Below are 14,564 nucleotides of genomic sequence, written 5' to 3'. Positions count from 1 at the left end.
GTCTCGTCGCGGCTTGCTGGGTGGTGCTCATCCACGCCTCCCCGGGTGTATGGCCGTACCCGACAAGGGTCGCCCGGACCGGCGCCGCTGCCCACCGCGAGCGTGCTCAGTCGACGTTCACCAGCTCCGGGACGGTCCGCGCGACGAGGTCGTCCACCACGTCGGTGAGCCGGTCACGCCGTGCCGCCGCCCGGCGCTGCCGTACCGCACCGTCTGCGGCGGAGCCGAGCAGCCCGTCCAGCCAGGAGGTGACCAGCGGCAGGTCGCCTTGTTCGGCGAGCACCGGCCGGACGTACCGGAAGAGCGCGTCGACCAGCTCGACCGCCGGGCGCAGCTCACCGGTGAGCGGGTCGACCCCGTGTCCGGCGAGCCCGTCGCGGGCGGCCCGCCAGTAGGCCACCCGGAGCAGTTCGGGTGCGACGACCGGTCCGGGCTCGCCCCGGTCGACCTCCGTGCCCACGCGTACGACCAGCGCGCGGACCAGGGCGGCGTACAGCGCGGACTCCTCGGCGGTGACCGGTACGTCGGCGACCCGGATCTCCAGGGTGGGCAGGTGTGCCGACAGCCGGATGTCCCAGAACAGGGTGCCCAGGTCGACCAGGGCACCGGCGTCGAGCAGGGTGTCCACCACCCGGTCGTAGTGCTCGGCCGAGGTGAAGTACGGCGGCGGCCCGGCGACCGGCCAGCGGTGCCAGGCGATGGTGCGCCAACTCGCGTACCCGGTGTCCCGTCCCGCCCAGTACGGCGAGTTCGCGGTCAACCCGATCAGCACCGGCAGGTACGGCCGCAGGTGGTTGCTGACCAGCGCCGCCCGGTCCCGGTCCGGCATCTCGACGTGTACGTGCACCGAGCAGATTGCCACCTCGTCGTGCAGGCCCCGGAAGGTCGCCGTACCCCGGGCCGGGCGCTCGCCGGAGACGATCGGCGGCGGGACCACGTCGCCGAGCACCGCGCTGCCGCTCGCCATCACCCGCAGTCCCTCGGCCGCCGCGGCTGCACCGAGTACGGCCCTGCCCTCGACCAGTTGCCGGTGCAGCTCGGCCACGTCGTGGCAGGGTGTCGTCTTGGTCTCGGCCTGCAACGTGGTGATCTCGCCGCCGACCCGCTCGCCGAGTTCCGCCTTCGCCCGTCGCAGCACCGCCTCCGCCTGCGGCACCGCCTCCCGGGTCTCCGGGTCGATCACGAGGAATTCCTCCTCGACCCCGAACCTCGGACCGGCGGTGGGGTGCTCCACTGGAACTTCGGCCGTGCCGGTCATACCCGCGCCCACCTTCGCCGGGCGCTCGGCGAGCTGTTCGCCGAGCGTCACGAACGGCGTTGGCCCGGTCCGCCGGACCCGGAGCGGCGGACAGCAGTTGGTGCTCCGATCCTAGGCAGACTGACGGGTCCGGGGGCGACTCGGCGCGTCGATGTCGCCGAACCGAACCGCGGGTTTTTCAGCCGGGCTGCCCGGCCGGCACGTCCAGCCCGACCGACGCGTCGGGTCCGGCCGGCGCATCGACCAGGACCGACGCGTCGGGTCCGGCCGGTGTGTCCAGCGCGGCGGGTGGGAGGTGCGGCGGCAGCGGCCCGACCAGCAGCCGCTCGACCAGCGCGGTCAGCATCGCCACCCGCTCCGGCACCCGCCGCAGGTCCATGTACTCCCCCCGGCCGTGCGGATATCCACCGACCGCGCCGAGTCCGTCCAGGGTGGGTACGCCGAGCGCGGCGGTGAAATTCCCGTCCGAGGCACCGGGGGCGGAGACACCCACCGGTGGTTCCAGGCCGATCGCGACGGCCGCGGACCGGGTCACCGCGAGCAGCGGCAGCGCCACCGCCTGGGTCATCGGGTACCGGTTGAGGCCCCCGCCCAGGGTCAGCCCGGCCTCGGCCAGCCGGGGTACCAGGCGGTGCATCATCCGGTCCACCCGGTGCAGCTCGGCCCGGCTCCAGGACCGTACGTCGACGCAGAAGGTGGCCGACTCGGGCACCGTGTTGGTAGTGGTGCCGGCGCTGGCCACGGTCGGCGTCACCGTCGTACCGTCCGGTACGGAGGCCAGCGCCTGTACGGCCAGCACCTGGTGGGCCAGCTCGATGGTGGCGTTGATCCCCCGGAACGGCTCCACCCCGGCGTGTGCGGCCCGGCCCCGGACCTCGACCCGGTAGACCGACCCGCCCTTGCGGGCCACCTTCAGCGCACCGTCCTCGGTGGACGGTTCGCAGACCAGCACCACGCCTGAACGCCGGGCCTGTTCCTCGATCAGTGCTCGCGAGGTGACCGAGCCGGTCTCCTCGTCGCAGGTGAGCAGCACCCCGACCGCGGAGGGGTCGGTGACCAGGGACAGCGCCGCGAAGAGCTGGGCGATGCCGCCCTTCATGTCGCAGACGCCGGGTCCGGTGGCGATACCGTCCCGCACCCGGTAGGGCCACTCCCGGATGGTGCCCTCGGGCCAGACGGTGTCGAAGTGTCCGAGCAGCAGCACCTTCTGCTGCTCGGCCGGCCAGAACAGGTGGGGTAGACCGTCGCGGAGCAGACGCTGGGCGGGACGGCCGAGGACCGCCTCGCCCCAACCGGCGAGCAGGTCGGCGCAGGCGGTCAGCTGGGGCAGCGCCCCGGGCGGTGATTCACACGAGACAAGTTCGCCGATCCGGTCGGTCCACTTCGGAGTGATTGACCGGGCTGCGGATCGGATCGCATCGAGATGCACCATTGCCCGATGGTAGGAGCGGGATCGGGCCCTGATCCCCGATCAGCGGCAAGAGAGCATTCCTGCGACGGCGCCACGCGACAAGAGAGCATTCCGGCGGTATCCCGGGTCGGCGAACGGGCCGCGGGTCACCCCCGGGGCGGGATGCCGTAGACCCGCCGAACGGTCAGCCGCAGCACCAGCCGCCGATCGGCCACCATCGCCCGCCGGTAGTCGTCCCAGTCCGGATGTTCGCCGCTGATCGAGCGGTAGAGGTCGACCAGTTCCTCCACCGTGGCGTCGTACGGGTCGGCGGCCGGCGGCGCCAACTCGGCACCGCACTCCGCGACCGCGTACGCCCAGCCGTCGGGAGAGGTGGCGTGCAGGCTGGCCCGGGGGTCCCGCCGGAGGTTGGCCGTCTTGGCCCGGCCGTCGGTGACGGAAACCCGGATCAGGTCCCGTTCCCGGTCCAGGTGGTAGACGACGTTGGAGAGCTGGGGTTGGCCGTCGCGCTTGATGGTCGCCAGCACCCCGTACGGTCGGCTGCCCAGCAGGTCGAGCAGCGCTTCGTCGAACCGGTCATCAGCCATGTCTTCTCCCCTGTCCCGGGCGGCCGCCGGGCGACACTGACCGGCGACCTTCCGACGTACGTTGCTCAGGCCGCGGAAGCGGCCAGCAGCTCGGCGATCTGGACCGCGTTGAGGGCGGCGCCCTTGCGCAGGTTGTCGTTGGAGCAGAAGAGGGCCAACCCGTGCTCGACGGTTTCGTCCGCCCGGATCCGACCGACGTAGGTCGGGTCCTGACCGGCCGCCTTCAGCGGGGTCGGCACCTGCTCCAGCGCCACGCCCGGCGCCGTCGCGAGCAGTTCCACCGCACGCTGCGGGCTGATCGGACGGGCGAAGCGGGCGTTGATCTGCAACGAGTGGCCGGTGAACACCGGCACCCGTACGCAGGTGCCGGAGACCAGCAGCCCGGGGATGTCGAGGATCTTGCGGCTCTCGTTGCGCAGCTTCTGCTCCTCGTCGGTCTCGCCCGACCCGTCGTCGACGATCGAGCCGGCGAGCGGAAGCACGTTGTACGCGATCGGCTGGCTGAACTGGCGGGGCGCCGGGAAGTCGACCGCCGACCCGTCGAAGGTCAGGGCGCTGGCCTGCTCGGCTACCTTGCGTACCTGCTCGTCCAGCTCGGCGACGCCGGACAGACCGGCACCGGAGACCGCCTGGTACGTGGCGACGACCAGGCTGACCAGCCCGGCCTCCTCGTGCAGCGGGCGCAGGATCGGCATCGCCGCCATCGTGGTGCAGTTCGGGTTGGCGATGATGCCCTTCGGGCGTACGGCCGCGGCCTGCGGGTTGACCTCCGCGACCACCAGCGGCACGCCCGGGTCCATCCGCCAGGCCGAGGAGTTGTCGATCACCACCGCGCCGGCCTCGGCGACCCGTGGGGCGAGTTCGCGCGAAGTCCCCTTACCGGCGGAGAAGAGCACGATGTCCAGTCCGCGGTAGTCCGCGGTTGACGCGTCCTCGACGGTGACCTCGGTGTCGCCCCAGGGCAGTGCCTGGCCGGCGGAACGCGCCGAGGCGAAGTACCGTACCTGCTCCGCCGGGAACCGCCGGTCCGCCAGCACCTGCCGCATGACGCCGCCGACCTGGCCGGTCGCGCCCACAATGCCAATCCTCATGCCTGTGAGGCTACCCAGAAGATCGGCCCGCACGGCACTCAGTTCCCACCGCCGGCCCGATCCGCACCACCGCCACCTGCCGCACCACCGGTCCCGCTGGTGTCCTCGACGTGCGGCGGCCCCGGGTCGCCGGCCCCGGTCACCGCCCCCACCGGCGGCGGGTCGCCGGACGGCGGTGCGACCGACGTCACCGGCCCGGCCGGGGACACGGGTACCACCGGCCCGGCCGGGGAGACCGGTATGCCGAGCGGGTCGGCGCCGCGGCCGAAGGGGCTTCTCGACCGGCCGGCGAGGCGCTGCTGGACCCAGAGCACCGGACGGACCCGTTCCAGCGGCAGGAAGCTCGTCATCGCCGCCTGGTGCGGCATGAAGGAGATGGTGATCGCCGACCAGGTCACCGCGTGGAAGACGTAGAAGAAGCCGATCATCGCGTACCGAGCCCGACCGCGCAGCACGAAGACCAGCGGGCTGGTCAGCTCGAACGCCATGATCCCGAACTGCCCGACGGTGAGCAGTACGGGCACGTCGAGCAGCCAGTCGCTGGCGAAGGTGCCGCGCCGGATCACCGCACGGGCCAGGGTGGCGCCGGTGAGCCAGTCGAGCCCACCGAAGCGCAGCTTCGCCCAGGCGGCCAGGAAGTAGGTCGCGATCACCGCGAGTTGGGTGGCCCGCAGCGCCCAACCGGCCTTGGCGCTGGGCGTCAGGTCGCCGTGCCGGGCCCGGCCGACGGTCGGCAGGACGGCCAGGGCGACCAGGATGCCGAACCGGTCGTGGTCGACCTTGCCGTAGCTGAACGCGATGACCAGCCACTCGAAGTAGAGGGCCAGCACCGTCCAGCCGAGCAGTCGGGGTGCCCGCCCGGTGGCAGCGGCGAGCGTGGCCGCCAGCAGCACCCAGAACAGCGTGGTGACCAGGGCCGCGTTCGGGGTCGGCAGCGGCATCATCCGGCCGACCAGCAGTGGCGCGTACAGCTCGCCGGAGACCGCGGTCCGGCCCCGCAGCCAACCGGTGAAGAAGACGATGTCCGCGGCCACCAGCAGGTAGACCACCGTACGGAATGCCGCCACCCGGCCCAGCGGCACCGGCGTGGTGAGCCAGTCGCCGACCCGCCTCACCGGGTCACCTGCCAGTTGACCACGGTCTCGTCGGTGTCGACCCCGGTCGGCCGACCGTCGGTCATCGAGTGCCGGCGGATCACGATCGAGACGGTCTCCAGCGCCGGCCGGTCCGGGTTGCGCCGGTGGTACGCGTCCACGACCAGGCTCAACCGGGTCGGGTCGGCGGCGAACCGGCTCAGCTGCCCCTCGATCTCGGCCCGCCGGATACCGGTTTCCCGCTCGGTCAGCACGAGTTCGTCCCCGACCGCGTCCCGGGCCAGCACCAGCGCCTCGGCCACCGGGGCGTCGAGCCGGTCGGTGGTGGCGTACATGCGGAACGGACCGAACGGGAAGTTGTCGTCCGAGCCGACCAGCGTCCCGGCCAACAACAGGCCAGCGCCGACCAGGGTCACCACCACCCGGACCAGGCGACCGCGGGCGGTCAGCGATTCCATTCGCCGCACAATACTGGCCGCCGTCCAGAAAATTCCTCCGCCGGCCTGCTCGTCCCATCTCGGACATCCCGCCCCGGCGTCGGTCCCGATCAGACCGGGCGGCTAGCCTGGGTCGCCATGAGGAGGAAGCAAGCGTCCGGGTCGCCGGCCGGGTCCGCCCCCGAGCGCACCGCCGCTGAGCTGCGTCTGCGGCGGGCCGGGGCGATGGCGGTCTGGATCGCCGCCTTCGTGGCCGGTTGGCTCCTGATCGGCTTGCCCACCGACCCGCTCTACGCCTTCTTCTGGCTCTGGGCCGCGACCGTCGCCTGGCGCATCCACCTGCCGTGGCGACAGCACCTGGTCTTCGTACGGGACTGGCTGCCGGTGGTGATCCTGCTCGCGATCTACAACGTCTCCCGTGGCTTCGCCGACGACTACTTCGACCCGCACGTCACCGAGCTGATCCACGCCGACGAGTGGATGTTCGGCTGGGCGACCGGGGGCGTGGTCCCGACGATCTGGTTGCAGCAGCACCTCTACCACCCCGACGTGCGCTGGTACGACGTACTCGCGAGCTTCGTCTACTTCTCCCACTTCGTCGCCGCGCTGGCCGCCGCCGTGGTGCTCTGGCTGAAGTCGCGCCCGCGCTGGGCCGCCTTCATGCGCCGCTGGTTCGCGCTGAGCCTGGCCGGGCTGATCACGTACTTCGTCTATCCGGCGGCGCCGCCGTGGTGGGCCTCGGTGGAGGGCTTCCTCCCGGTCGAGGTGGCCCGGATCTCGAACCGGGGCTGGCAGGAGTTCGGCCTGCACGGCGCGGGCAACACGCTCAACGTGCTCCAGCTCGCCTCGAACCCGGTGGCCGCGATGCCGTCGCTGCACACCGCGTTCGCGCTCTTTGTCGTGCTCTTCTTCCTGCCGTCGGTGAAGCGCCGGTGGTGGCCGCTGCTGCTGGCGTACCCGCTGGCGATGACCTTCACCCTGGTCTACACCGGCGAGCACTACGTGATCGACGTGCTGGTCGGCTGGGCCTACGTGGTGGGGGTGTTCCTGCTGGTCGGCGCGGGTGAACGCTGGTGGGCCGCACGCCGGGCACGAATGGCCGGCCCGGCCGCCCCCGGTTCGGACCCGGGCGGCCCGCACACGCCGCCACCGATCGGTCCGACCACCGGACCCGCCGGCCCGACCGGTCCACCGACCGATCCCGGCGGGCCGGACGAGCCACCCGCCGGACCCGTCGACCCGACCGGGCCGTCCCGACCCGTCGGGACGACCGACACCGGTACGACCGACCCGGCCGGCACACCTCGGCCGAGGCAGGCGCCCGAGCAGGACGGCGCCCGGGTCGGCACGGGCAACAGGACGACGGAAGCCGGCCAGCGTTCCCGCTGACCGGCTCCGGCGCACGACACGTTCGGGCTACTGCCCTGCGTCGACCACCTCACCGAGCCCGGTCGCCGCGATCTCGTCCCGGATCAGCGCCGCGTCGCCCTCCACCACCAGGGTCAACCCGTTCGGGTGCAGGTGGGTGGCGGCCGCCGCCGACACCTCCGCCTCGGTCGCGTCCAACAACCGGGTACGCAACGTCGCGTGGTAGTCGTCCGGCAGCCCGTACAGCACCAGGGTGCCGAGGGCGCCGACGATGGCCCGGGGCGACTGCAACTCCACCGAGAGCTGACCAGCCCGCCAGGACCGGGCGACCGCCAACTCCGGCTCGGTCACGCCCTCGACCGCCGTACGGGTGATCTCGCCGATCGCGTCCACCAGAGCCGGCGCGGTCACCGCCGTCTGTACGTTTCCGGCGACCACGAACCGGCCGAATCGCCGGGACAGGCCGAAGTCGGAACGGATGCCGTAGGTGTAGCCGCGTACCTCGCGCAGCAGGTGGTTCAGCCGGGAGGTGAACGCCCCGCCGAGCACGGTGCCGACCAGGGTCATCGGCACGTAGTCCGGGTGGGCGCGGTGCGGTCCGGGGTGTCCGAGGCGCAGCGTCGACTGCACCGAACCGGGCCGGTCCACCACGATGATCCGCCGCTGGTCGCGTACCGCGACCTCGATCGGCGGGTCGACCGGCGCCGGGGCACCGGAGGCACCGGCGAAGGCCGCCTCGCCGAGCGCGTCGAGGTCGAGTTTGTCCAGGTCACCGGCGACCAGCAGGGTGCCGGGGCGGAGCAGCCAGTCGGCGTGGAACGCGGTCACGTCGTCGACGTCGACCGCGGCCACCGAATCCGGGTCGCCGTCCATGGGTCGGCCGTGCCGCTGGTCGGCGCCGAACAGGTCGGCCCGCAGCGCGGCATCGGCCCGGGGGCCGGGGTTGGCCCAGTACATCCGCAGCGCGGTGACCTCGTCGTCGCGTACCCGAATAATGTCGGCGGCGTCGAGCCTGGGCGTCCGGACGGCCTCGGCCATCAGGGTCACCGCGGCCAGCAGCCGGCGTGCCGGCACCTGGACCCCGACCTGGAAGGCGTCCCAGTCGCTGCCGATGCTCAGCTCGGTGCCGAGCCCCTCCAGCGCCAGTGCGTACGCGGACGAGTCCCGCTGGGCGGTCCCCTCTTCGAGGGCCTTGGCCAGCACCCCGCCGAGCCCTTCGCGGCCGAGCGGCTCCCGGCCGGCGCCCGCGTCGAGCAGCAGCGTGGCGGCGGCCAGGTTGTGCCCGGGCAGGTGGGCGGCGACGACCTCACCGCCGGCCACCGTCCGCCGCACCACCTGGGGGAAGCGGTACGGGCGCGGCTCGCCCGTCTCCGGACGGTCAGCGATGAGCGTCATGCCTTCTCCTCCGGCAGGTAGGTCAGGGTCACCCGGTCGGCCGGACGCAGCACCTCGGCGGCCACCTCGGCCAGTTGGTCGGCACCGACACCGAGCCAGGCCGGCAGCCGGTCGGCCGCGCGGGCCGGGTCACCGAACTGGAGCGCGTACCGGCCGAGGGTGTCGGCCCGGCCGTCGACCGTCGACAGCGAACGCCACCAGGCGGTGGTCAGCAGGGCGCGGGCCCGGTCGAGTTCGGCCCCGGTCACCCCGCCGTCGGCGAGTTCGTCGACCACCTCGGTCAGCCCGGCGGTCAGTTCGTCGGCGGAGACTCCGGGGCGGGCGGTGGCGGTGATGATCAGGGGGGCCGGCGCGTGCGCCAGGTCGACCCCGTACGAGCCGATGTTGTCCGGCTGCGCGAGCCGGGCCCCGTCGGCGAGCCGCTGGTAGAGGCGGCTGCCCCGGCCGTTGCCGAGCAGGTAGCCGAGGACCGTCACCGCGTCGTACTCCGGGGTGCCGAACGGGTACGTGCGGTGGGCCAGGTAGACCCGCGGCGCCGGTACGTCGGCGTACACCGTCTCGGTCGCCGGTACGCCGGTCGCCGGCACCACCAGCCCGTCCGGTGCGGGCGGAATGTCGGCCCGCGGCTTCAGCCCGCCGAAGAACCGCTCGGCCAGCGCGAAGACCTCGGCGGCCGAGGTGTCGCCGACGACGGTCAGCACCGCATTGTTCGGCGCGTAGTAGGTGGTGTGGAAGTTCTGGAAGGTGGCCAGGTCGGCCGCGTTCAGGTCGCCCATCGACCCGATCGTGGAGTGGTGGTACGGGTGCCCCGGCGGGTAGAGCAGCGGCAGCAGGCGCAGCCAGGCGTCGCCGTACGGGACGTTCTCGTACCGCTGGCGCCGCTCGTTCTTCACCACCTCGCGCTGGTTGTCCAGCGTCTCCTGGGTCAGCGCCGGCACCAGCCCGCCCATCCGGTCGGCCTCCAGCCAGAGCACCAACGCCAGATGCTCGGCCGGCACCGTGTCGAAGTAGTTGGTCCGGTCCGGGTTGGTGGTCGCGTTGAGCGAGCCGCCGGAGCCCTGGATAAGCTTCATGTGCTCGGTCTTGGCCACGTTCACCGAGCCCTCGAACATGAGGTGCTCGAAGAGGTGGGCGAAGCCGGTCTGGCCGTCGGGTTCGTGTCGCGACCCGACGTCGTACCAGAGGTTGACCGCCACCACGGGGGCGGTGCGATCCTCGCTGACAACCACACGCAGGCCGTTGTCCAGCCGGGTGGTTTCGATCGGCCAGGGGTAACCGGTCTCGGGCATGGAGACGACGCTATCCGATCCGGACGCCGCCACGGCACAGGTGGTCGAGCGAACTGCCGGATCATCCGCGCGGGGGCCGGCGCCGCGCCGCCGGTCGGGGCAATCGCGATCCCCTTCGGGGGATCCTGGCCGCGTCGGCCACCACCGGTCCCCCCGGCCGATCTACTGGTCAGGGCTGCCTGCTGCCCGTCGTACCCGAAGGTCCGGTCGTACCCGAAGGTGGTGTCGAATGTCCGCGCACCGACAAGTCCGCACGCGCACGCCCCGGCAGGTCCTCCTGATCAGGATCGGGATGATGCTGGTCGCCGGCCTGGCCGCCGGGGTGCTGGTCGCCGCGTTGGCGTTCCCCGGTCTGGCGTTCACCGGGCTGGCGGCGAAGGCCGGGTTGGAGGCGTTCGAGACCCTTCCGGTCGAGCTGCGGGTGAGCGAGGCGCCGCAGGCGAGCCGGGTGTTCGCCGCCGACGGCCGTACGCCGCTGGCCGTGTTCTTCGACGAGAACCGCCAGGACGTGGCGCTCGCCGACGTCGCCCCGGCGATGCGCGACGCGATCATCGCGGCCGAGGACCACGGGTTCTACCGGCACCGGGGCATCGACGTACGGGGCTTCCTGCGGGCGCTGGTCGCCAACAGCGTCGGCGGCCGGCAGGGTGCGTCGACGCTGACCATGCAGGTGGTACGGATGACCGCCACCTACTCGGCGTCGGATCCGCAGGCGGTCGTCGCGGCCAGCGAGGACACCAAGGCGCGCAAGCTGCGGGAGATGCGCCTGGCGTCGCTGCTGGAGGTGCACCTGAGCAAGGACGAGATCCTGCGGCGCTACCTGAACCTGGCCCCGTTCGGCAACGGCACGTACGGCGTCTCGGCCGCGGCCCGGTTCTACTTCGGCAAGCAGCCCCGCGAGCTGACCGTGCCGGAGGCCGCCATGTTGGCCGGGCTGGTGAAGTCGCCGAGCTTCTACAACGCGCTGGACACCACCGGGCGCGGTGCGGCCGAGACGCTGAACCGGCGCAACTGGGTGATCGGGCAGATGGTCGAGACCGGGGCGATCAGCGAGGCGGACGCGACGGCGGCGCGGGCGGTGCCGCTGGCGGTGCAGGGGCGGGTGGCGGCGAACGGCTGCTCGGTCACCGGCAAGCAGGACTGGGGTTTCTTCTGCGACTACTTCTACCGCTGGTGGCTGGACCAGGAGACGTTCGGCAGCACCGAGTACGACCGGGAACGGCGGTTGAAGGGCGGCGGGTACCGGATCGTCAGCACCCTGGACGCGCCCACCCAGGAGGCGGCACACCGCAACGTCGAGCGGGAGCTGCCGACCGGGGCGTCGCAGGCGCTGATGCTGGCCGCGGTCGAGCCCGGCACCGGGCGGGTACGGGCACTGGCCGCGAACCGCGACTACGCCCTGGACGACCCGGCGGAGCCGACCAACGGCCCGGCCACCGATCCGGCGAAGGCCGCGGCCGGGGTCAGGGGCACCTACCCGCGTACGACCAATCCGCTGCTCACCGGCGGTGCGGACGTCGCCGGGTACCAGGCCGGCTCCACCTTCAAGATCTTCACCGTGGTGGCCGCCCTGGAACGGGGCATCCCGCTGTCGTACTCGTTCGACGCACCGCCGCGGTACGAGTCGTCGTACACCGTCGAGCCGGGCAGTCCGGCGGCCTGCCCGGGTACGCGGCGGTACTGCCCGAGCAACTACGACGAGAAGGTGGCCGGCAAGCACGACATGTGGACCGCGATGGGTTCCTCGGTCAACACCTACTTCGTGCCGCTGACCGAACGGGTCGGTGCGGCGAACGTGGTGGACGTGGCCAGGCGGCTCGGGATCGGGTTCCGGGCGCGGGAGGACGCGGCACTGGCGAACGACCCGAAGTCGGCCGACCGGTGGGGCGCGTTCACCCTGGGCGTGTCGGCGACCACCCCGCTGGAGCTGGCCAACGCGTACGCGACCCTGGCCGCCGGGGGCCGGTACTGCGCACCCACGCCGGTGCAGGAGATCCAGGACCGGACCGGCAGCCAGCTCGACGCGGTGCGGCCTCGCTGTCGGCGCGCGGTCCGCCCCGAGATCGCGTACGCGGCGGTCGACGCCGCCCGGTGCCCGGTCGGCGACACGTCGACCGCGAACCGGTGCCGGGAGTCGACCGCGGGCGAGGCCCGCCAGCTCGTCGGGCACCCGGTGGCCGGCAAGACCGGCACCACGGACGGCCGCCGTACCGCCTCGGTGGTGGAGACGACCACCGCGCTCACCGTCGCCGGCATGCTGGGCGATCCGGACTGGCCCGGAGGCACCGCCGGGATGCCGCGCGAGGTGGTGGTTCCGGCGGTCTCGCAGACCCTCGCCGACGCGATGACCGGCAAACCGGTACGCGACTTCCCGAAGGCCACGGCAACCCTGATGGGCCTGCCCGAGCTGCCTCTCCCGGTGCTGAAGTGCGTCACGGCGCAGCAGGCGACGGAGCGTCTGCGGGCGGCCGGCTTCCGGGTGGCGGTGCATCCGGACCGGGTCGACTCGGACTGCCCGCAGGGCGTGGTCGTCGATACCGATCCCGGCACCCGGGCGGTCGCCGGTGCGGTGGTGACCCTGCGACTGAGCAACGGACGGTTCGCGCCGAGCGCCGCTGTGCCCGTACCCGACTGACCTGGTCCCGCGTCCCTCGCCGACCACGCCTGGGGAGGCCGCCCACGATGCCGCCCACGACACCCGTCGTGGGCGGCACGGGTGGAACCGAGGTTCGGAAGGGGTGGAGTGCGAGAAAAAGGGTGGAGTGCAAGAAAATACGCCGCCCACGGCTGGTGCCATGGGCGGCGCGGGTGTCGGTGTGCAGGTCGCCTCTCGGCGAGTGGCACGACGCGGCTCCAGCCGAACGGTATTCCGCGAAGGCAGTTAGGTGAGGCCCGGGGACACTGGTCACACCGACAGTCATCACAACGAGCCGACCCCGCCCGGGATTCCATCCGCCGCTGTGGCTCATGTCACTGCCGCCACCGGGGCGTACCGGCGCGGCGGTAGTCCGCCATCGGGGTGTTTGACCCACCTCGCGCGGGGTAGCTGGGCTGCGTGACCGACGATCCGCTCCGCCCCGCGCTCGACGACCTGCTCGACGATCTCTACGACGGTCAGGAACGGCTCACCCAGGGCGAGATCCACCGTCGCGCGGTCGCCGCCGACCTCCCCGCCGAGTTGCTGACCAGGATCACCGCGATGCCCGAGGGCGAGTACGCCGACGACGAGGCGGCCGAGTTGCTGGGCGGCACCCCGACCTGACCCGCGCCCGCGTACCCGCCTCCAGCCGAGTCAGCTCGACGCGGGTGAGTCCGGTTCGGGGTCGGCCGAGTGCGGGTGGCCGCCACCCTCGGCGGCCTGCTGCGCGGTGGCGTACGCCAACTGGAGGAAGTCGGAGGCGGCCACCGCGGTCAGCGCGGTGGCGACCAGGCGGGTGAGCCGAGGGGCGAGGACCAGCCCGCCGGTCAGGCCGGTGGCCACCCAGACCGCCAGGCAGAACGGGCAGCTCAGCAGCTCACCGAGGGCGTGCCGGGTGCTGCTGCCCTGGTCGCGTACCTGCTCCATCACCTCCCCGCTGCCGATCGGCCGGTCGTAGCTGGTGAACGGGGCGCGCAGCGGGCTGGTGATGGCGTCCTTGGTGAGCAGCCGGCTGAGCTTGTGGGTGGCGATGGCGAGCAGTACGACGTCCTTGGTCGACGGGGCGGCCGGCACCGGCGTACGGGTGGCCCGTACCACTCCGGTCAGCCCGGCGGTCACCCCGGCGTACGCACCGAGCGCCACCAGGTAACCGCCGAGCGGCCGGTGCTCGTGTGGCGCGTACGCCCGGCGTAGCCGCTCGACCCTGTCCCGAACAGTCATTGCCGACTCCCTCGATCGGTCGTGGTGCAGCAGTTTCGGGTGCCGGTCAGCCGGCGGTCAGGTTGTCCGCGACCTCGCGGGCCAGGTTGGTCAGCGACTCGTCGGCGAGCCGGTCGAGTCCCTGGTCCGGCGGGTCGGACTCCAGCTCCAGTCGTACGCTGGCCCCGCCGGCATCGGTGGGTCGGACCTGGAGCCGGGCCGACCAGGTCGGCGAGCCGCTGGTCCGCCAGTGGGCCCCGAGCGCCTCGGTGACCCCGGCGGGCGTGCCGCCGTCGCGGCGCAGCGGTGCCGGCAGCCAGGCGTCCACCCGGTCGGGGTCGGTCGCGGTGTTGAAGACCACCTCGGGTGGCGCGGACATTCCCCGCTCCGCGTGTGCCGCCACCTCAGTCGCCGTTCCGGAGCCGGGCCGGGTCGACCTCGCGGCCGGGATGCCGGCTGAGGTACTCGGTCTCCAACTCGGCGGTACGGCGCAGGTGGTTCGCGAGGGCCGTGTCCGCGGCGTGCCGGAGCGTGTCGAGCCGGGTCCGGTGCAGGCTGTGCAGCTCCCGGATCAGGTCCTCGTCACCGAGTTCGGCCGGGTCGATGCCGAGGTCGCCGGTCTCCACGACGAAGTCGGCGGGCACCGTCGCACGATTGGCGGCGTGGTCGCCGTCCCACTCCCCGACCCGTTGCTCGGGACTGTCGTCGACGGGTCCGGGCACCCCGAACTGGGCACCGCGTGCTGATTCGGTCATTGTCGCCCCCGGTTGCTCGACTGGGTTGGCGACTGGACGGA

14 protein-coding genes are annotated in these 14,564 nt (G+C 72.7%); 3 read left to right on the top strand and 11 right to left on the bottom strand.

Translation table 11 applies throughout. From position 1 onward, the window contains the following. Positions 1-106 precede the first annotated feature (106 nt). From AB0J90_RS08565 to AB0J90_RS08540, 6 genes are all read right to left on the bottom strand, one after another. A complete protein-coding gene (locus tag AB0J90_RS08565; protein ID WP_363593573.1) occupies positions 107-1,309 on the bottom strand; it encodes a glutamate--cysteine ligase in 1,203 nt (400 codons plus the stop codon). A gap of 127 nt (positions 1,310-1,436) precedes the next feature. After that, a complete protein-coding gene (locus AB0J90_RS08560; RefSeq protein WP_363593571.1) occupies positions 1,437-2,690 on the bottom strand; it encodes a M20 family metallopeptidase in 1,254 nt (417 codons plus the stop codon). A gap of 125 nt (positions 2,691-2,815) precedes the next feature. Next, complete coding sequence (locus AB0J90_RS08555; RefSeq protein ID WP_363593569.1) at positions 2,816-3,256, bottom strand: PPOX class F420-dependent oxidoreductase; 441 nt, start codon at positions 3,254-3,256, stop codon at positions 2,816-2,818. A gap of 65 nt (positions 3,257-3,321) precedes the next feature. Beyond that, positions 3,322-4,347, bottom strand: coding sequence for an aspartate-semialdehyde dehydrogenase (locus AB0J90_RS08550; protein ID WP_363593567.1), 1,026 nt, complete (start codon positions 4,345-4,347; stop codon positions 3,322-3,324). Between the two features lie 38 nt (positions 4,348-4,385). Beyond that, complete coding sequence (locus tag AB0J90_RS08545; protein ID WP_363593565.1) at positions 4,386-5,462, bottom strand: MFS transporter permease; 1,077 nt, start codon at positions 5,460-5,462, stop codon at positions 4,386-4,388. Continuing rightward, a complete protein-coding gene (locus AB0J90_RS08540) occupies positions 5,459-5,899 on the bottom strand; it encodes a hypothetical protein (RefSeq protein WP_363593563.1) in 441 nt (146 codons plus the stop codon). Before AB0J90_RS08540 ends, AB0J90_RS08545 begins: the two co-directional genes overlap by 4 nt. A 204-nt stretch (positions 5,900-6,103) precedes the next feature. On the opposite strand from AB0J90_RS08540, the gene AB0J90_RS08535 reads away from it, so the two are divergent. Further along, a complete protein-coding gene (locus AB0J90_RS08535; protein WP_363593691.1) occupies positions 6,104-7,267 on the top strand; it encodes a phosphatase PAP2 family protein in 1,164 nt (387 codons plus the stop codon). A gap of 27 nt (positions 7,268-7,294) precedes the next feature. Here AB0J90_RS08535 and AB0J90_RS08530 read toward each other — a convergent pair whose 3' ends face one another. Beyond that, a complete protein-coding gene (locus AB0J90_RS08530) occupies positions 7,295-8,641 on the bottom strand; it encodes a pitrilysin family protein (RefSeq protein WP_363593561.1) in 1,347 nt (448 codons plus the stop codon). Continuing rightward, on the bottom strand, positions 8,638-9,930 hold the full coding sequence (locus tag AB0J90_RS08525; protein WP_363593559.1) for a pitrilysin family protein: 1,293 nt from the start codon (positions 9,928-9,930) through the stop codon (positions 8,638-8,640). Before AB0J90_RS08525 ends, AB0J90_RS08530 begins: the two co-directional genes overlap by 4 nt. 229 nt (positions 9,931-10,159) lie before the next feature. Here AB0J90_RS08525 and AB0J90_RS08520 point away from each other — a divergent pair, with 229 nt between their 5' ends. Next, positions 10,160-12,565, top strand: coding sequence for a transglycosylase domain-containing protein (locus AB0J90_RS08520; protein ID WP_363593557.1), 2,406 nt, complete (start codon positions 10,160-10,162; stop codon positions 12,563-12,565). 420 nt (positions 12,566-12,985) lie between these two features. Continuing rightward, positions 12,986-13,192 (top strand): hypothetical protein, encoded by a 207-nt coding sequence (locus AB0J90_RS08515; RefSeq protein ID WP_363593555.1) that lies wholly within the window; start codon positions 12,986-12,988, stop codon positions 13,190-13,192. 30 nt (positions 13,193-13,222) lie between these two features. On the opposite strand, the gene AB0J90_RS08510 is transcribed toward AB0J90_RS08515, so the two are convergent. From AB0J90_RS08510 to AB0J90_RS08500, 3 genes are read right to left on the bottom strand one after another with little or no spacing between them, the layout of a single operon-like run. Further along, entirely contained in the window at positions 13,223-13,789 is a 567-nt protein-coding gene (locus tag AB0J90_RS08510; RefSeq protein ID WP_363593553.1) for a DUF1360 domain-containing protein, read from the bottom strand. 46 nt (positions 13,790-13,835) lie between these two features. Continuing rightward, positions 13,836-14,147: a hypothetical protein gene (locus tag AB0J90_RS08505; protein ID WP_363593551.1), complete on the bottom strand. Its 312-nt coding sequence runs from the start codon at positions 14,145-14,147 to the stop codon at positions 13,836-13,838. Positions 14,148-14,172: 25 nt separating this feature from the next. Continuing rightward, positions 14,173-14,523, bottom strand: a complete 351-nt coding sequence (locus tag AB0J90_RS08500; RefSeq protein WP_363593549.1) for a DUF6158 family protein — start codon at positions 14,521-14,523, stop codon at positions 14,173-14,175. Positions 14,524-14,564: the final 41 nt, after the last annotated feature.

The sequence above is a fragment of the Micromonospora sp. NPDC049523 genome (assembly GCF_040676775.1).
Taxonomy (GTDB): Bacteria; Actinomycetota; Actinomycetes; order Mycobacteriales; family Micromonosporaceae; genus Micromonospora_G.
The sequence above is the reverse complement of the archived record's forward strand: the minus strand, read 5'-3'. Positions and strand labels throughout refer to the sequence as shown.